General features: G+C 34.5%; 24 protein-coding genes. 7 read left to right on the forward strand and 17 right to left on the reverse strand.

Features of this window, described 5'->3' with window-relative positions:
- Positions 1–329: 329 nt before the first annotated feature.
- The 4 genes from AMS59_RS22895 to AMS59_RS22910 all read right to left on the reverse strand — a co-directional run bounded on the left by AMS59_RS22895 (position 330) and on the right by AMS59_RS22910 (position 3,544).
- A complete protein-coding gene (locus AMS59_RS22895) occupies positions 330–926 on the reverse strand; it encodes a YpjP family protein (protein WP_053486004.1) in 597 nt (198 codons plus the stop codon).
- Positions 927–1,621: 695 nt separating this feature from the next.
- Positions 1,622–2,116 (reverse strand): DUF3267 domain-containing protein, encoded by a 495-nt coding sequence (locus AMS59_RS22900; RefSeq protein ID WP_053486050.1) that lies wholly within the window; start codon positions 2,114–2,116, stop codon positions 1,622–1,624.
- A 332-nt stretch (positions 2,117–2,448) separates the two neighbouring features.
- Entirely contained in the window at positions 2,449–3,108 is a 660-nt protein-coding gene (locus AMS59_RS22905) for an AroM family protein (RefSeq protein ID WP_053486005.1), read from the reverse strand.
- A complete protein-coding gene (locus AMS59_RS22910; RefSeq protein ID WP_053486006.1) occupies positions 3,101–3,544 on the reverse strand; it encodes a DUF1177 family protein in 444 nt (147 codons plus the stop codon). The genes AMS59_RS22905 and AMS59_RS22910 overlap by 8 nt, the downstream gene beginning before the upstream one ends.
- A 340-nt stretch (positions 3,545–3,884) precedes the next feature.
- On the opposite strand from AMS59_RS22910, the gene AMS59_RS25645 reads away from it, so the two are divergent.
- A complete protein-coding gene (locus tag AMS59_RS25645) occupies positions 3,885–4,118 on the forward strand; it encodes a hypothetical protein (RefSeq protein WP_156304757.1) in 234 nt (77 codons plus the stop codon).
- A 364-nt stretch (positions 4,119–4,482) separates the two neighbouring features.
- Here AMS59_RS25645 and AMS59_RS22915 read toward each other — a convergent pair whose 3' ends face one another.
- The 4 genes from AMS59_RS22915 to AMS59_RS22930 form a co-directional block, all read right to left on the reverse strand.
- A complete protein-coding gene (locus tag AMS59_RS22915) occupies positions 4,483–5,244 on the reverse strand; it encodes an ANT(4')-I family aminoglycoside nucleotidyltransferase (RefSeq protein ID WP_053486007.1) in 762 nt (253 codons plus the stop codon).
- Between the two features lie 112 nt (positions 5,245–5,356).
- Positions 5,357–5,878, reverse strand: a complete 522-nt coding sequence (locus AMS59_RS22920; RefSeq protein ID WP_053486008.1) for a hypothetical protein — start codon at positions 5,876–5,878, stop codon at positions 5,357–5,359.
- Positions 5,879–6,097: 219 nt separating this feature from the next.
- On the reverse strand, positions 6,098–6,889 hold the full coding sequence (locus AMS59_RS22925) for a class I SAM-dependent methyltransferase (protein ID WP_053486009.1): 792 nt from the start codon (positions 6,887–6,889) through the stop codon (positions 6,098–6,100).
- Entirely contained in the window at positions 6,877–7,308 is a 432-nt protein-coding gene (locus AMS59_RS22930) for a BrxA/BrxB family bacilliredoxin (RefSeq protein ID WP_053486010.1), read from the reverse strand. The genes AMS59_RS22925 and AMS59_RS22930 overlap by 13 nt, the downstream gene beginning before the upstream one ends.
- 314 nt (positions 7,309–7,622) lie before the next feature.
- On the opposite strand from AMS59_RS22930, the gene AMS59_RS22935 reads away from it, so the two are divergent.
- The 4 genes from AMS59_RS22935 to AMS59_RS22950 all read left to right on the forward strand — a co-directional run bounded on the left by AMS59_RS22935 (position 7,623) and on the right by AMS59_RS22950 (position 9,999).
- The gene (locus AMS59_RS22935) at positions 7,623–8,261 is read left to right on the forward strand and encodes a hypothetical protein (RefSeq protein WP_053486011.1); all 639 of its coding nucleotides are present in this window, start codon (positions 7,623–7,625) and stop codon (positions 8,259–8,261) included.
- 328 nt (positions 8,262–8,589) lie between these two features.
- Positions 8,590–9,213 (forward strand): DUF4879 domain-containing protein, encoded by a 624-nt coding sequence (locus tag AMS59_RS22940; protein ID WP_082337728.1) that lies wholly within the window; start codon positions 8,590–8,592, stop codon positions 9,211–9,213.
- 35 nt (positions 9,214–9,248) lie between these two features.
- Positions 9,249–9,590, forward strand: coding sequence for a hypothetical protein (locus AMS59_RS22945; RefSeq protein WP_053486013.1), 342 nt, complete (start codon positions 9,249–9,251; stop codon positions 9,588–9,590).
- 115 nt (positions 9,591–9,705) lie between these two features.
- Positions 9,706–9,999 carry a hypothetical protein gene (locus tag AMS59_RS22950; RefSeq protein WP_053486014.1) on the forward strand — a complete coding sequence of 98 codons (294 nt, stop codon included), beginning with the start codon at positions 9,706–9,708 and terminating at the stop codon, positions 9,997–9,999.
- A gap of 63 nt (positions 10,000–10,062) precedes the next feature.
- Here AMS59_RS22950 and AMS59_RS22955 read toward each other — a convergent pair whose 3' ends face one another.
- The gene (locus tag AMS59_RS22955) at positions 10,063–10,320 is read right to left on the reverse strand and encodes a YjcQ family protein (protein WP_053486015.1); all 258 of its coding nucleotides are present in this window, start codon (positions 10,318–10,320) and stop codon (positions 10,063–10,065) included.
- A 285-nt stretch (positions 10,321–10,605) separates the two neighbouring features.
- On the opposite strand from AMS59_RS22955, the gene AMS59_RS22960 reads away from it, so the two are divergent.
- On the forward strand, positions 10,606–10,902 hold the full coding sequence (locus tag AMS59_RS22960; protein ID WP_053486016.1) for a hypothetical protein: 297 nt from the start codon (positions 10,606–10,608) through the stop codon (positions 10,900–10,902).
- Between the two features lie 411 nt (positions 10,903–11,313).
- Here AMS59_RS22960 and AMS59_RS22965 read toward each other — a convergent pair whose 3' ends face one another.
- The 5 genes from AMS59_RS22965 to AMS59_RS22985 form a co-directional block, all read right to left on the reverse strand.
- Complete coding sequence (locus AMS59_RS22965) at positions 11,314–11,730, reverse strand: hypothetical protein (RefSeq protein WP_053486017.1); 417 nt, start codon at positions 11,728–11,730, stop codon at positions 11,314–11,316.
- Positions 11,731–12,258: 528 nt separating this feature from the next.
- Entirely contained in the window at positions 12,259–12,477 is a 219-nt protein-coding gene (locus AMS59_RS22970) for a DUF3955 domain-containing protein (RefSeq protein ID WP_053486018.1), read from the reverse strand.
- A 29-nt stretch (positions 12,478–12,506) separates the two neighbouring features.
- The gene (locus AMS59_RS22975; protein WP_049667274.1) at positions 12,507–12,710 is read right to left on the reverse strand and encodes a helix-turn-helix transcriptional regulator; all 204 of its coding nucleotides are present in this window, start codon (positions 12,708–12,710) and stop codon (positions 12,507–12,509) included.
- A gap of 8 nt (positions 12,711–12,718) precedes the next feature.
- On the reverse strand, positions 12,719–13,198 hold the full coding sequence (locus tag AMS59_RS22980; protein WP_053486019.1) for a DUF2975 domain-containing protein: 480 nt from the start codon (positions 13,196–13,198) through the stop codon (positions 12,719–12,721).
- Positions 13,199–13,706: 508 nt separating this feature from the next.
- On the reverse strand, positions 13,707–13,940 hold the full coding sequence (locus AMS59_RS22985) for a DUF3953 domain-containing protein (protein ID WP_053486020.1): 234 nt from the start codon (positions 13,938–13,940) through the stop codon (positions 13,707–13,709).
- A 519-nt stretch (positions 13,941–14,459) separates the two neighbouring features.
- On the opposite strand from AMS59_RS22985, the gene AMS59_RS22990 reads away from it, so the two are divergent.
- Positions 14,460–14,669 carry an excalibur calcium-binding domain-containing protein gene (locus AMS59_RS22990; protein WP_369814358.1) on the forward strand — a complete coding sequence of 70 codons (210 nt, stop codon included), beginning with the start codon at positions 14,460–14,462 and terminating at the stop codon, positions 14,667–14,669.
- 217 nt (positions 14,670–14,886) lie between these two features.
- Here AMS59_RS22990 and AMS59_RS22995 read toward each other — a convergent pair whose 3' ends face one another.
- From AMS59_RS22995 to AMS59_RS23005, 3 genes are all read right to left on the reverse strand, one after another.
- Positions 14,887–15,612, reverse strand: a complete 726-nt coding sequence (locus AMS59_RS22995) for a YukJ family protein (RefSeq protein WP_053486022.1) — start codon at positions 15,610–15,612, stop codon at positions 14,887–14,889.
- Positions 15,613–15,768: 156 nt separating this feature from the next.
- On the reverse strand, positions 15,769–15,999 hold the full coding sequence (locus tag AMS59_RS23000) for a hypothetical protein (protein WP_053486023.1): 231 nt from the start codon (positions 15,997–15,999) through the stop codon (positions 15,769–15,771).
- Between the two features lie 650 nt (positions 16,000–16,649).
- A complete protein-coding gene (locus AMS59_RS23005; protein WP_053486024.1) occupies positions 16,650–17,591 on the reverse strand; it encodes an alpha/beta fold hydrolase in 942 nt (313 codons plus the stop codon).
- Between the last annotated feature and the right edge of the window lie 270 nt (positions 17,592–17,861).

A 17,861-nucleotide genomic window follows, 5' to 3' on the forward strand; every position in this document is an offset into this window, starting at 1 on the left:
GTTGACACTCATGCATCATACAAGAGGGCTTTTTATTTTTCAAGCCCCTGAAAATCTTTCTAACAGGAATGCTCCTAATAAAAAGTTATTACTTTCTGTATATCTTATTAAAATAAAAAAACAATTGTATAGACGGTTGTAAAAGAATTCCACTTTATTTTTGATTGTAAATGTAGTGGTTGGGAGATAGCTTCTCGAATTTATTTACTACCGAAAACAATACTAATCATAGAAACAATAATGGAATCCAATACAACAACTAAGTAATCTACTATCGAAGTTTTCGAACAAAAAAAACACTCGTATTTTAAACGAGTGTTCCGTGACTATTAGGATAACCATTTCGGAGGTGTGTTTTTCTCCCAGTAAATATCCCCTAAATTATTGTGTGCCATAAAGTCGTCCTCGGCACTGTGGTAGTGGAAGTTGTAATAATAGCCATCCTGTGGTCTTTTTTCCGTGCGGACATGGAAGCGAATTAAATCCATACCTGTTGCATTGCTACTAATATTAAATATTTTTTCACCATAGTTGCCACTTGGCTTTTCTGAAATTGTTAACGATGCTAATGAAGTATCGTCTAAGCTTGCTACTGTCATCGCAATGGCTTCCTCCATTTTCGGGAAAATAATGGAGTCAAATTCATTGCTAATTTTTGGGCCGATTTTTGTGCCAAATTTTAGATAGGATTGCTCTTTCGCAGCGTCAACGAGCAATGCACTATAGTCGACCGGGTCTTCTTGTATTTCTGTCTCTATCGGAAGAGCAGCCGCTTCTGCAGTGCTTGTCCCAGGTGATGGTCCGATAGAAGCGCGATTTGATGGATTTTGATCAAATGCTTCCCATATCTCATGTGTTGGCGTAATTAATCCAAAAGTTAAAAACGCAACCATAATGACGATACTTTTTTGAACCCATTTCTTCATTAATTAACACCTTCTCTTTATGTACAAATTGGTAATTCTATTACTTATATATACGCATAAGCCTATAAAAGGTTTCATATTTCTATAATTCATTGTACAATATTTATGTATAAAGTAAAAACTTCACATCTTGTGAAAACGTTTGTATGACCATCATCCTGTGTTGCCCTAAACTAATCGGGCATTTACTGGCAGTATGCGGGTTAAATGTGTCGTTTTTTTAAAAGGAGGTACAAAACATGGAAATCGCAATGAGTATTGGTCTTTTATTAATGTTAGGTTACTTATCATCTTTATGCTTCACGGATTAATTTAGTCAACACGCAAACAGAAACTAATTCATATGTATAATACCGTATTATCAAGTTTTAGCTATTATTTCAGTAATTTATTAAATGCAACATGATGTAAAATAATGCTTCAAATTGTGGCTTTTGAGGCTCTGTTATGGGGCCACATTGGAACTAATTGGGGCTAAATACGGCAAAGCGTGTGTACTAAAATGCGTGAGTAAGAAAGATTGAAGCTAATTCGCTTCAATCTTTTTTGTATTCCCTTTCACAAAAAAACACCTGCCGTAGCACATGTTTTGTAAAGAAGATAGTCTAGAATTCGGCACATCTTTTAACCCAATTATTTTCCTGAGCTTAAACTAACGCCATTAGTTTATATTTATTTGAAAAACTCTTTTTATACTATTTCACTCGATAATAACCTCTGCAAAAAACTGAGTTTTTCGGTTTAATTGCAATTAAAAATGCATTAATGATATCAGAGGAGGAAATCAATGAGTTTATCCAACATACAAATAATATGATTGATTTGATATTTCCTGATACATAGAACGACATCATGCCAGGGACCACCGATAATACAATAAAAGGCAAGCTCATAAAGACCAAAAATCTTGTTTTGGATAAGATTGCATTTGTATGTAGCCAAAAAAATATTCCGCTAAATGTTAAGCTAATATCACCTTTTTTGTTTATAACAAAAATGTGTAGACATTCATGAACAACGAAGACCAAGAGACCTATAATAACGAGAGACAATATATTAATATGAGTGAACCCTGTTCCAATGAAATAGGGTATCAGAAAAATGATAATCTGAAGTAGATATACAAACTTCATATAATGTTTTCGATACCAATCATTCTGTATGAAAGGAGTCCATTTTGATAAATCCATACTTTTCTGTGGTAAGTGTCGAAACCAAATTATCATAATTGTCCCCCTCCCTCATCATTTAATCCACAAGCATTGATGTAAAACTTCACAAATTTACTAAGTTTATTTTAACATAAAATACCATAAAAATATTCAAAAGATTCAATCAGAGATTTCTTGACTCACTTTTTTACAAAAGAAGTCCACTAGCTTGCGGGCTTTTCTACTTTGTAATGGCAAATTCCCTATCTTTATGACGAACCGGATAGGAAAAAGCGGATGATTTCCACAAACCTAAAAAAAGACTGTAGACTAAATTTCTACAGTCTGAAACACTTCTACCTAATCTTGTTTTATAAGTATTCAAGTACGATTCTTGCTACTAAAGTACGCGGCAAAATCGTTAATATGCCACTCTCTTTTCGAACTAGCTGCCTATGTTCTTCATCATATCCCATACAATCCAAAATAATTAGATCCACTCGGTAATCTTTCAGATAACGAGCTGCTTCTTCAAAGTTGCCATAATCATATGGGGAGGCAACAGCAACTGTAATATCATCCGAAACACTTTTCCACTTTTTCAGCATGCTTCTCCGCTGTTCTTCTAGCGGGATAATTAAACCTATCTTCGGTTGATCGGCCATTGCACTAATAGCTTGTGTGACGATTCGATTTGGATAAAAAATGGGCTTTCCACATGTTAAAGTCGGCAAATCATCTGTGCATAATACGACGACTATATCAACCTCTTGTTCTAACTTTGATAATTCATCTTGTAATAATGGTAGTAGTTTTCTTCTGTCCATTATGATCGATCTGCCATCACGTAATCGCGAAATACATGTGTACATTTCTTTTCTCGCTATAACTGTTAGTAATTGCGCTTCATTTAAGGAGTCCAATGCTCCTCTTTCTACAATTTCAATATCTTTATTAAATACTTCTTTAAATGTTGGTGTAATGTCTGAACGAGGCGATTGTCCATTAGTCAAAAAACCGACTTTATTCATTCATAGTCACCCCTAAAGTTTGAAGATGTGTCATTGAACCGTATAATTTATTCAAAAGCTTAAATCCATCTTCATCATAAAACTTAGCAGTGCCTCTTCCGAATTCCTTCGCCACTTCAACACTAAAACGTACAGCCTGAGTCAATCCCGCAACTGCACCATCCCCATCTGACACAAGGCCGATACGTTTAGGTCTTGCCCCTATACCGCCAAGTCGACCGATAATTCCTAAAGTAGGTGCATGTCCACCATTCCATTTTCCTTCTGAGCCCGGAATAATAATTTTCACAAAATCTGTTGCACCACGCTCACCTCGTACAGTTTGATAAGAGGCTTCCACACCTTCATATTGCTCAAATAGTTGTACCACTTTTTCACCATTCACTTTTGGATGATCTAATACATCTAACATCAATAATGTCTGCTTTAGCGCCATATCTATTCCTCCACAATTTTTTAACTATAATTTTGGCTCGTCAGCTTATAGGTAGCACTCTTGAATAGTAAAAATATTCTGAATTCAATTTATTCAACTACACTTTTTACCCACTTTAATGAATTGATATCTTCTTAGCTAGGAATCTCCGCTTTTGCACATGAAAATTGATGTGTTACGAATGAATACAATCATTGGCAGCGAATTTAGTTTCAACATTTACAATATGTCAATATTGGAATCGTTGTGAAATAAAATAAGAAAAAATATTAATAAACATTGTTACACAAGTTCGAATATAATGGAACATTTATCTGAAAAATAATCAGAAAGAACTATAATGGGAGCGACAACTGAAAATTCATTACATAAAAAAAGAATAGACGAAAATTTGTCTACTTCCGAAGTCTCTTCTATATGTCTGTTCGAGGGTTCTTTCCGTCGTTTTCGCATCCTATCCGTCGCTGACTTTTCTATCCGTCACTTCAAGGGTTATATCCGTCGCTCCAGCTTTCCTATCCGTCGTTTCGGCATTCCTATCCGTCACTTTGATGGTTCTTTCCGTCGCTTCTGAAACATTTCATCTTCATTTCCCAGTAAATTAGACAAGGGGCAGCCTCGCTTTTGCGAAGCCACCCCTTTAGTATTTAATAGGTAACATTTTTCGTAAATTGTAAGTCTCAACCCAATCATCTGGGGAATATTATATTGAAACGTATATGTTTCATCACCGCGGTAAAATTCCACTGTAGCTTTCTAACTTAAGCAACGCAAACCCAACCTTCTTTTGCGTCCTTGCAGCCCCAAAGCATGCGCCAGTGTGAATAAGTATCTACAAAAACAAAAAGCAGAATTCCAGATTACGTAAATATGCCACCTAAAATAGCACATCTGTTATTATACCACGGAGTTTTTAAAAAGTAAACATTTTATTTAATTTACCAAGGGATAACAGTTGAACATTCAATTTGATATCCATGTTGAGCAGACCATTTTAGTAATGAATCCCAATAGTTCTCGCAGATTGCAATAATTTGTTGTGGATCTGAGAGGTTCCCATACATCACCAATTCACATAGAACGTCAAACCCTTCAGGCTTATCTGTAAACGACAATGCTTCTGGTAATACTTGTGCAGAAGTTGTGAAAAATTGTTTATTGTGTAATCCTAAAATCATCGCACCTGCTATAGCAATTTCCATCGCCAAAATCGGTAAAAATGATTGAGGACCTTGTATTTCAATATTTCTCAATTTTCCAATATACTCGTACATTTCTTCTATTAAAGTTCGACAGATAGCTTCATTAAATATTGAACTCTCTACTGAGTTGGCTTTTATTTTTAGTTCACTGAAAAAATCATTGGGGTCATAAACAGGTAGAATGTTGAAAAATTGTCCATGTGTCAAAGGCCATTCCTCGTCAACTGTAGTCGCCTCTTCAATAATATCTTCTGCGCTTTCAAAGTTCACTTCTGCCTTCCAATCTCCGGCTGTCCATTCATAGCAAAAGCCTTCATCTAAAGAGTTTAAAATACATTTAATTTCTATATCTGAAAATGGTCCATCTGTTTTCCGTGCTAATGAACCGTAAACCCCAATTGCTTGTACCTTCGAACCATATCTTTCTAAAACTTGGTTGGCAATGGAATAAGCAATTTCCATTCTTTCTTCTCTTGTTACTTTTTTCGGACCAATCATATTTGTCTCTCCTTGTGAACGAATTATCTAAATGAGCTATATAATTGGCCACGGGGGATCACGAGCTTAACGAGGAATATTTTCTGCCGTCATGTGCAAAATCCCACTTTCCTTAATAGACATTCTGCTTTCTTTTTTCCAACAAATCAAAAACTTCGTCTATATCCATGTTAAACATCACAGAGTCATGTGATAGAGGCGCAAAAAAATATGTAACTTTTTCTTGCCCATATTCTTTCTCTAACTGCAACCACTTTTCAGCTAGTAGCACAGAAAAAGCCAAAGTATCTCCGCCAAGTGAATCCATGTACCAACGGATTTGATATTTTGGAGCAATAAAATCCTGTACAGCTTTCAAAGTTGTGTCCCTATCCGTTCTTTCTTCATCATACGGGACTGCTTTCTTCACATCATCTTTTATCAAGAAAATATCAACACACCTTGGCTTATCATTTTCTACTAGTTCAACATTTATTTTATCTACTTCAAGTAAGTATTCGTTAAAATTTTCAACGATAGATTCGTCAAAATCTCTCCAATCAACCCAAACTAATGCTTCACTATTCCAAAAACTTTCATTTTCCACTGATGGATTTTTCAAAAACTGTTCGATTTTTTCAATTATTCGGTTCATACACATCCCCCTCAAAAATTTTTTCATTGCTTATATGATATTTCTAGCCAATTATTCAACTATATTAGAAAATGAATAAATGCAATCACAAAAGCACCATAATACTCCATTTAAGTTACAATCTGATACCTTTTCATATTACCATATTTTGATTTTCCGAGATAAAAATAAAAGCCTGTTCAAAATGAACAAGCCTCTTGAAAACACTCAATATTTACTTCAGTCAACATTCAGAACACCATAATGAAACTTTGCAGTTGTTCTTTTATTTTGTTGAAAATGATATTTGGCAAACCATTCTGAGCGAAAATGAGCCTTTAACACTACCCGTTTTCTCGCCACTCGTTTCGCCTCACTTACCCATTCATCCGTTAATGTCACATGTTCCCCTGCTAAGCGTAATGCTTCAAAATTATTGGCCTCTTCAATAATCTCTTCAAACATCGGATCCATATACACAACATCGAAAGTATTGTCCGACAAAGTCTTCAAATAGCTAACTGCTTCAGCCTGCACCACTTCAATTTGGCGCATGCAGTCTGTTAACGGTAGCTCAGTCGTATCATAGGATTGCATTCCTTGCTCAACAATAAAGGCCACATTTGGATTCGCTTCTAACCCAACGACTCGACCCGCTTCACCAACTGTATAAACTGCCAGCATAGCATCCGCAGCAAGTCCTAACGTACAATCAAGCACTGAATCTCCTTTTTCAAGCTGTGCCGCTTGCAAAAACGGCTCCGCTTCCCCACGAGCTACACGCTTTAAGCGAAACGCTGCTGAATTCGGATGGAAGAAAAACGGCTCATTGGCACCAAAAGCATAATACTCAAATCGATTTTTCCCAGCAACGATCACATGTGCATGCAATTCCTGAGAGATTTTCCGAACAGAACGCTTTTTTCTTAGCTCAAACGAAGCACCTAATTGTTCACACGCAAAAGCAGCGAGCGCCAACGATAAATCGTCTGGTCTGCCCGCTGTCGTAACAATGGTCTTTACTTCTCGCATGTTTGTTCTAAAACACCTGTTAAATGTGTAACAATTTGCTCCACAGGGAACCCTTCAATTTGTTCACGTGGAATAAAGTAAGCCAATTGCCCATCCTTTAAAATCGCCATCGACGGTGAACTCGGTGGCACATCCTCAAAAAAGCTACGCATCGCAGCAGTCGCTTCAGGATCCTGACCCGCAAAAACAGTCACAAGATGATCAGGCTTAACCGCCTCTACTGCCTCACGAGCAGCCGGACGCGCCAACCCAGCCGCACAACCACAAACCGAGTTAATCACAACCAACGAAGTCCCCTTCGCCTCCGCCATAAATTCATTCACCGCATCAGCCGTCGTAAGCTCCGTAAATCCAGCCCCCACTAACTCCTCACGCATCGGTTTCACTACCTGTTTCATATATTCATCGTAAGCGTTCATGCTTTTACCCTCTTTCATATGTATTCGCAAAGCTTATTATAGCAAGGTTTCTCACGAATGTACAAAGACTTGCCTTTTGCCCGATTTCATGCGTTTTCGGGGGAAATGTGACTTTTTCGTGATTTTGGTGACTTTTTTGTGTAACGAAGAGTCGTTTGGTTGATGCTCGTTACACACCTAAAAAATGGGTTTTAATCCGTACTAACAATTTAGCAGGTACTAATTTTATAGCTATTAATTACAGTTGTCTGTTTTTTATATGTACTTTTGTTACCAATTTTCCTAAAATGGAAATATAGAGGGAGGAAATACAAATGAAAAAATTATTCTACATAGGAGCTATGTCTGCACTATTACTTACTGCTTGTGGTGTTGAAAAAGCTGAAGTAACTGATAATGCTCAGGAAGAATCAGCTAAAGCGAAAGAGAAAGAGTCTGAACAAGCTAAAGAAGAAGAGAAAAAAGCCAAGCAAGAAGCGAAAGAAGCCGAAAAAATAGCAAAGCAAAAAGAGTATTTTGTTAAAAACACACAACCAGCCATTGAAGAATGGACTAAATCCTATGATCAATTATGGGAAAAATTATGGAAGCCAACTTTCGAAGCAATAGGAAATGGTAGTACAGATGTATACGCAGCTTACGATAATATGAAAGCTTTAAAAGAAGGATATAGAGAACTAAGTGTTAAAAAATCTGTGCCAGTTGAAGGGTTAAGTAAGGAGCAGAAAAAAGATGTTAAAGAAGCGATGAGTCAGTTAAATTATGCAGCTGCTTCAAGACAAATGGCTGCTGAAAAGGCTATGGAAATGTTCGATAAAGGTAACTTTGCTCCTTCTCAGATGGATAAGATAAAATCTGATATTACAGCCTCTGATAGTCAAATATTGAAGGGTATCGCAGGGATTACAACACTTAAACAAGAATTAGGTTTAATTGAAGATGTAAAGAAATGAGTCACTCAAATGAGTGGCTTTTTCATTGCATAAAAATAGGTACTCTATCAATAAGTGCCCTTGTTTATATGGCTAATAAGTAATTCCTCAACTTGAGTTTTCAGAGCTTGATTAGTATAGCGTAATAGTTCATATTAAGACAAATATTGATAGTTATCTCACTAAAATACTCATTCATTATCTTTGTTTTTTATCATGTCCATGTTTCCTAACTTTTACAATTACATTGAATAGAATATCGGAATGTTAAATTAGCACACAAAAACAATTTAAGGAAATTGGTTAATATTTTCACATTAACTCCGATAATACCTTTATAACACAAATAATGGAAAGAGAGGTATTACATACGAAAAAATATTTACTAGCTGTTGGAGTTTTCACAAGTGGTTTGTTGGGGCTAAATACAGCTGAAGCTTCAGAAGTAGAAAAAGATATGATTGAAGTAGACCCATTAATTGAAAATCTAAAAACAAAACATCCTGATTGGACTATTACACAAGTAACTTCAGGTGAGGCTGCTGAAGTTAAAGAAGAATTGGAAAATTATCCAGTTCTAAGAGGTCCAGCGCCACCATTAACAGCTCTCTATATTGACGAAATAGTATCTCAAGTTGGAACAATCAATGAATATACTGAGGATGTTCGCACGCAAACTTCTCATGCAGTTTCAGGCACTGTTACCATAGGAGTGATGGAAGTTGGTTATGGAAATGACGATCAATGGTTAGATGATGAATATATTACTTATCAAAATCGTGATTATAAAATTAATGTGGCTACTATAGATAATAATAATGACAGAATTATAGATGCGTTTTATCATTCAGTATCTTTTGATTCAGATTTAAAAATCGCTAGCGGGACTACTTCAGTATATAAGTTTAAATCTAATTCGCAAAATTACCCATGGAATACCTTTGAAAGAACTTTAAATATTCCACATTTATAATTTAGGGAATCTATTGAAGAGAGGTGTATTTAAAAATGGTTTCTATGGAAGATATGAGTATAAGGCTAACTATCCTTCGAGGAGCTTACGGATACAAAGGTTTCACTGAACAAGTTGGCGAAAATTTGTATAAAGTTGATACGAAAGCTTTTAAAGAAACGATAGAAAATGCAAAAGAACCAATTGATGCTAGTAAAGTTTCAGAGTTATCATCTAATCAAATTAAAATGTTACAAGGTGCTCCAAGTGGTAGTTGGTTAGTTCCTTTATTGAATAGAATGGGACAATTAGGAATGATGGATTTACGTGAGGGACTAGTCAACCCTAAATTATTCCAATATACTTCGACAATGAATGCTTATAAAAGATCAATTTAAGTTAAAATTTAATGGAAACAAAAAAAGCCCAGGCTCAAAATTAATTGAGTACCTGGGCTTTAAAATTTATTTAGATGTACCACGAACTGTAGCATAACTTAATTTATCTGCTAAAATGGCACGTTCAGCAATTGGAGAAAATTTATCTGATGACACTTTAAGTTTTTATCCAAATTCTGCGAAAATGACTACTGATACAAAACGTCAAATCAATTCTTTTGTTGAAATTTCTCATTTTGAGTCCGAATTTATTGGCAAAGTAATACAAAAAGGTGAAGTTATATTTGATTTAGGAAAAGAAGGTTTAGAAGGTGTCAAAGAATTAAAATTTGTTTTTGATAGTGCTTCAAAAGATAACAGATTTATTGGCGAAAAAGTAACAGTAGTTGTGCCAGTAAATAAAAAATAGTCACTCAATTCTATTTCATCCCAAAAGTTAGACCAAAAATCTATCTTTTGGGGTGAAATAAAGTTAGATATGACTCATAATATTATTTTCTATGTAATTTAATCCTTTCGATTCAACCTTAGCGTTATACAAGGAAACCGATATTAATTTATTCTCTAGACATTCACGATAAATGCTCGCACCAGAAATAAACCCTTTTTCTTGGATCACTTCAACTATTTCTCCGAATGTTTGTTTATCTATTTCAAAATCATAAAATTTAGGCTCTTCCTGATTAATTAATCCTTCTAGAATATCTAATATTAATTTTCCCTTATCCAAACAATGCTACCTCCAATCTATTTTATAATATAGATTAAAAGGTAACATTTGTCATATAATGACTCCATAATAAAAAGCCTTACCGTGCAAGTCCCTCAACTCTTCCCTGTTTTGGAATTATTATCCTTTTTCATACTTATATAAGAACTATGAATTTTGTTTTTTATGATAGAGGCAATAGGTTAGATATGCTGTAATGTGAATGAAAATTATGTTTAGTTCTCTAAAAAACAGGGTAAAGAAAAAATATTGAGCGAGATTCTATATTTTCGGGAGGGATTAATAATGTCAAAACGAAGAACAGGTGTTGTAATTACAGCGTTAGCTTTAACAGCCTCTTATTTATGTAAAAAAGAAAACCGTGATAAAGCATTAAGTATGCTCAATTGTGCAAAATCTAAATTAAGACCCTATTTAAATACTGCGGTGATGGACAAAAACATATCAGAGCGGATAACTGCTCAAGCGGCGACACGAGCTGGAACATCTCCAACAAAAATAGCTTCAAACGAAATGGTTGCTGAAGGTGGAGGACATACAGGTATCCATTTTTTCAATGAAAAAATTCAGGGAAAAGAATAATAATAACAAAAATCTTCTCAATTCACTCGACGAAATTAGATATAGTAACTAATTATGAATTTCAATTGCCGCAGCCCTTTCTCAATCAGGTGATACTCCACCACTCACCAAAATCATTTGATTGTGGTGGAGTAAGATTATTAGACTCGGAGAACTTTAAAATAGCTTTTAGATTTTTGACTCTAACTTTAGGGGTGCAGGACCTTACTTGGTCTTTTTTAAATTTAGATGCATATGATTGATTTAAGTATTAATTAAAAACGCCTTAAACTCTTATGTTTTTTTGCAAATTTGCAACATATATGTTGACTATATTTAGTCAATTGGTCTACATTGGACTTAAATAGAATGAGCTTGGTCATTTCGAAGGCTTACGTTTTACGTGAGCTACTCACGTAGAAATGACGGGGCTTACTTTTTATTTTTCGGTCTATATTGATCATTCGCCACTTTGTTATTAAGGATGAATTTCCAGTGTCTGTATGAATGATTCCAACGATTTTCTATCTCACCTCTTATTCCAGTTGTTTCACCGATATTAAAATTCGGATACACATTTCGGATATGTGAGTTGATATGTTTATATAATTTTTCTTTTGCTACAGTTTGTTTCCCTCTTCTTTCCTTACCCTCTAGTATAGCTTTATGTTTTTCATTTAACCTAAATTCCATTGAACCTATGATCAAATCTAAACATTGGAGAATAATATGATTGTGTGATATTGCTTCAGCGATGTCCTCTTTACTATGAATAAACAAGTTAGCATTTTTGAAGTCTTTGCTATTAAGTAAATTAAATATAAAATCGCAGGTGTGTTGATTAACCATTTTTATACATCAAAAGAGGCTGATTTCCGCTACGGGCTACTCGCTTTGTTGCTGACGCTTCGCTTTCGCACAGAGCAAAGCTTCCTGTGGGCGAGCGTCGAGCCGCTTCCTCCGCTTCGCTCCGTGCAGGGTCTCGGGCCAACACGATGTTGGTCACGAAGGCGTTATCACAGGATGTGATGGTTTTAGCCTTCGTTCCTCTATCGCTTTCCCGCGGGAGTCGAGTAGCCCTGCGCTACAATCAGTTAAAATGGAAATATATTGGCAAAGTGGTAACAAAAAAATCCTTTTGTCGCTCAATAATAAACTTATTTTTTCCTAATCAACACGCCTGATAAAATCTTCGAATGACCTAATACATTACTCACAACTGAACACCATCATATAAATCGAGAATTGCGCTTTCGCCCCATAAAAAATACTCCCCTTAAATAAACAGATTTTTTAATCTGTCTACCTAATAGGGAGCATATCATTATGAGCGTCTGGTTCTTAAAGTTGGTAGCCTTTTTGAAAAAGTTAATCTTATTAGTTTGAAACTTGTGTTTTCTTAAACATTGAAATCAAAGCCATACCAGCTAATGACACAATACCTAAGAAGAATAATAAAATTCCAATTGGAATTAAGAAAAAAGGTTCTTCTAAAGTGCCATCTATAGCTACTTTACTTCCAATGATAGCTTTTGCAATTAAACATATTACTCCTAAAAGGATTGGTGTAGATGCGATAACATATTTCATTTTCATAATATTTTCCTCCAATAATGTTAGTTTATTTATTTTTTATATTCCAAGATATCACCTGGTTGACAGTCTAATACTTCACATATCTTCTCTAATGTTGAAAATTTAATCGCTTTTGCTTTTCCATTTTTTAGAATTGAGACGTTTGCCATTGTGATACCAAGTTTTTCTGATAGTTCTGTAACACTCATTTTCCTCTTAGCTAGCATTACATCAAGATTAACTATGATGCCCATGTTACACCTCAAATCGTTAATTCGTTATCCTCTTTAATTTCACTAGCTTTACCCATTAAATAAGAAAGTAAAGAAGTAAATACAGAAATAACTACTGCAAAAAATAGTATTAACAAAAGAATCGTTAAAAGATTGGTATTGTAGTTATCACTAATAAATACATAAAGTAGTGCAATAACATATAAAACTCCTTCTGTCATCGCTAAAACACTTATACGCTTTAACCTTTGTGCATTTTTTAATGTAAAATCGTTACCTACATTAATGTCTGAACAGATACTCCAGCCTATACATAAAGCATAAAAGTAAGGTATACCAGTTATCCAAATAAATGCAATAAAAGGTTTATATAATTCTTTTAAGGAATGAGAATCTAACAATATATTCTTTCCTGTCTCTGGCCCAACATAGACGCAGAACAATAAACCAAATACCCAGCAGAAAAAAATAATTATTTTTAACCACTTTGCTAATTCCTTATGTTTCATGATTCACCGCCTTCTCAACTTTCTAATGTTAGAATAATCGATAGAATATCCTTAGTCAATATTTTTTTATCGTAAAACAATAAATTTTTATTATTTTACTACAAACCAATATTATTGGTATAAACACAAAACGCCCAGGAACTCATAAAAATGCGAGTACCTGGGCGTTATCTAGTATGCTGCTACTATATTTATTACATGGCTAACTTAGCTGTTTTAATTTTACTTGCCCCCAGCTTGTGCTGCAGCCATTCCAGTAAATGTTGCTGTTTTAACACGCTATAATTTGCCGTCCGACTCAATGTAAGCTAGCCAACCAAAGCGATGTTTTAAATACATCAAGTGCATTTTCTGCATCTTGTATTGTGCTATATGTGCCTGTTAAAACACGATATTTTTTTGTTGTCTGTAATTGGTTTCGGTGCTTGTGTAGTATCAGCATTCTGAATCATCTTCAGCGGCTTGAGCCCTGAATTCTCAAGGGTTCAAGATATGATACCCTCATTTATTAAAGCAATACGAAACCTTGAATTGACACAAATATCGAAAATAAAAATACCCCGATTAGGAACCAACCATAAGCTTTTCTCTCTCTCTGAAATTCTTTAATTCCTAAAGTTAACATAAAAAGCCCTAAGAAGAATATCATTAAAAAATTCAGCTGGAAATCACGTGTGATAAGTCCATATGCTGAGAGAGAGAATGCTATGATCGAAAAAACAATTTGTAAAATTTTCAGCAAAATCTTCCACTCCTCATTTAAATTTGCTTTTATTAAAATAGTTTTGAAATATTCTTATCAACAAAAAAGAGGTTATGGATATGAATGCCCATTCTACTCTTTCAAGTCTATGGGGTGAGTAACGATCGTTGGTCTGTCCGTCCTAGGATCAAAACTTACCGAGCCACAATACCTCCGTTTTACAATACAAATCACAAACTTTTATTCTGATACATTTGTTCCTTTTACATTATTTATTTTAAAAACTGCTTTAAAAGGAACATCATTATGTCCTTCATAACAACCATCGTTGTAAATATAAAACAATAATGGATATTGTTTTTTTAGAATTATAATAGTAATATTTACTCAAGGTCATTAAACCTATTGTTTTACATCAATTAACAATAATAAAGAAAAATATACTTAAATTACTATTGTTATTATGTATTCCAAACACTAAAAACAATTCTAGGAGGAACATTTATGAAAAAATTAGCTACTTCAATTATTGCAGGTGCATTATTAATCGGTGGAACAATGAGCATCCCGACACCAATAGAGGCTGCAGCGAAAAAATACAAAAATTGCGCAGAATTAAATAAGGACTACAAAGGTGGCGTTGCTAAGGATGCCAATGTGAAAAATAAAGGTGGAAAAACAAAATACGCACCTTTTGTATCCGCTGAACTATATAAAGCAAATGCTTCGAAAGATCGTGACAAAGATGGTATTGCTTGCGAGAGATAAAGTTTGCAATAACGTTAAGGTGAATAATATGACTATATTTTAAGATCCCGATTAACTTACCTTGGCTGTGGCTGAGGTGGACCTTAATTACATAGACGCGTGCTAAATTCACTGCCCTACTCGATGATTAAAACTAGTTTGGGAACAAAAATAGGATAAATGTTGCTGTTTGATTGCCTTTTGCAAAACCAGCTTCATTTATCCTCTACAAATGAAATTATAATTGTTGGAACAATCCCCCTGCTGATTTGTTATTTATATGGTTACATTCACTAACTGGCTTCGTTGCGTGTCCATGGTCATCTGTACACCAAGACTGCGATTGGAATGCAAGGAATATACCAACCCATCTATTTTCTTCTTCAAAATGAATGAGTACACCACCATCTTGCCATATCCCGTCGTCATTTCTAAAATCTTTACTATTTCCTTGATTCATATGAATATCATGAATGCCTTTGCCTGGAGAAAAACCGAAATATTTATCTTTTTCATCTTCATTTATAAATTTTTCCCCATAAGCATAAACTATAGCTTCTTTAGTCATAGCCTCTTGCATATATTTATGAACTTTCTCATTTAAGTCATTATCTGGTCCGTTCTTAGTTGCAGGGAGAGGAATCATTTTTTGGGGATCAAATAAGCCACCACGAATATAATCTAATGCAATTTCACGGTTATCATTAGTAATTTCTGTAAATCCTTCTTCGTAATTTGGAATAATTGTTATTTGATTTGAGTTAAAATCTTCACTAACAAAATATAGGACTTCTGAAGGCTTTATCTTAGAGGCAACATTAATCGCAATCCTATAATTCTCCTCACTTTTATCCTTCTTTGTTGCTCGAATATGCACTTCGTAATGAGGTGTCTTGTCATATGAATCCACAGGTCTCACGTTTACAACTTTACCTTTTAGCACTCCGTATTTGAATAAGGGCATAATCTATTACCTCCAATAAAGTTAGGATATTAAAACATCGTAATAATTGCTTCGCATCATTAGTTAAACACAAGCTCAAACTTTCTATTCGTATAATCAATCATCAAACGCCCATCCTCATTACATCAATCGTTGGAGAGCTAGAGATGCTTAGTTTCATCGGAATACATATTCATCGTTTAAGAAGGAGAATGTTGTTTGTTCAGACTTGCTACAAGCTCTCGCAATTAAACGATTGCTTTGATCATCAAGAAGGCCGAGCATCTCTAATTGTTGCCATTCGGATTTAGTAAAATAAAGCTCAAATAAAATCTTGGCACAGCCACTTCGCAATGAAAGATCATTAGACTCACCATACAGATTCTTTAAATTTCTGCAGTCAAACATTCTTTTCCTTCTGTAATTAACTTTAAAGCAGTGACAAACTCTTTTTATTCATCATTCCAACGTTGCAAAATCAAACTTCTCCATTTTGTCTATAACATTTAATTTATCCCCTCCAACAAATAATTACTTTTCTTTATTACTTCTTTACACTTCCAACAAATCCCTGCTACTTCAACTAAACTTTATCGTTAGTTGAAGTAGCCAATCTTTTTGAAAAACGGGGCTTAAACTAACTTTGAGCTGTAGCGTGTGACGACGCTGCGGCTTTTTATATTTAATCTATTAATAGTAATGTAAAGCTAATTTAGCCTTACACTTCCGAATCTTGTTACTAAGGATCACTCCTATCCCGAGTTGTAGCTTTGGAATATTGTTTGATCAGGTTAATACTAATAACCTTGATAATCGAACAAAAAGAAAGAGCGTGTTTGGAAAAAATTAATCAAAACACGCTCTTAATATATTCAATTGAATCATTCTTTTATAAAAAAGTTTGATCATTTCTGAGATCCATCTCCATTAAAGCACCCGTTTATAGATAAAAAGTTAGTGTATATTTCTTGTTTTTCTTAGATATGAGCAGCCGTTTTGCTTAAAATGGAAATGTGATTATAATTAGTTATTCAAATTTTTAAAGATCAATAGCGAACTTATATATTTCGAACCAAAGATATACAAAGGTTCGAGAATTTTTCCACTTCTTCAAAGTTGGGTAAATGTGCAGATTTCTCAAACCAGACGATTTTTTTATGTGGAGCACTTAATTTTACATAATACTCTTCAACTAATTCAGACGGTACAGTGTAATCCATACGTCCACAACAAAAATAAACAGGAACATTTATTTCAGGGATTTCTTCTAAAAAGTTAACCGTATTCATCTCATCTTCTAAAGCGTTTAGAGAAAGTATTGAGCCTCTAATAAACTTTATTATCTTTAATGATTTAATATCTTTCATTGATATGTTTTTAAAGATAATTCCAAATAAGCTTCCGCTATATGTCGAGCCGTTAAATTTCGATAGCCATTTCCGTTGAATTCCACCATCCTTCACTTTTTTATAAGGCGGCTCTCCAATTGCCTTCAATTGAGTTATTGCCTTTTCATTATTTCTTCGAATTGCTTCCTCTAAAGTAAATTTATATGATAATTTCTCTCCTCGTTTCATATCTACTATTTGTCCAATACCGATATATGCTTCAATTAAGTCTGGCCGTCTTGAAGAAAATTTCAATCCAATAATACTCCCCCAAGAATGACCTACAAGAAATATCTTTTTTTGATTAAACCTGTCTAGCAAGTAAGTTGTAAGCTCTTCTGTATCAAGAACAAATCGCTCTATATTTAAGTCTTCTCTCTTTAATGATGTAGAAAATGATCCTCCTGCACCTCTCTGATCCCAATTTACAACAATAAAGTACTCCTCAAGCTTTTTTTGAGATTTTCTTGAGAAGGCAATTTGCGCCGTCCCTGGACCTCCATGTAAAAACAAAAGAATTGGATTATTTATATTCTTGCTTCTCAAAGATACAATCTGTTCTATTTCACCGATTACAACCTTTTCAACTGAATTTATCCCCTGTTTTTCCATTCGATTACTCCTCACAAACCTCTTCTATTTGTTTCAAAGATACGAAAAAAACAAGGCTTCTTTATAGCCTCGTTAAACAAATTAACTGTCCTCACTGATTGTACCTATAGGAAATGATGTTCGTCAATCTGGCCCTTTAATTGAATAATACAGATGGTGTTTAAGAGTCAAAATAACTATTAATACAGGGCTTTTACAGGTGTGTTGATTAACCATTTTTATACATCCAAAGAGGCTGATTTCCGCTACGGGCTACTCGCTTTGTTGCTG

It is taken from the genome of Lysinibacillus sp. FJAT-14745 (assembly GCF_001275675.1).
Taxonomy (GTDB): Bacteria; Bacillota; Bacilli; order Bacillales_A; family Planococcaceae; genus Lysinibacillus.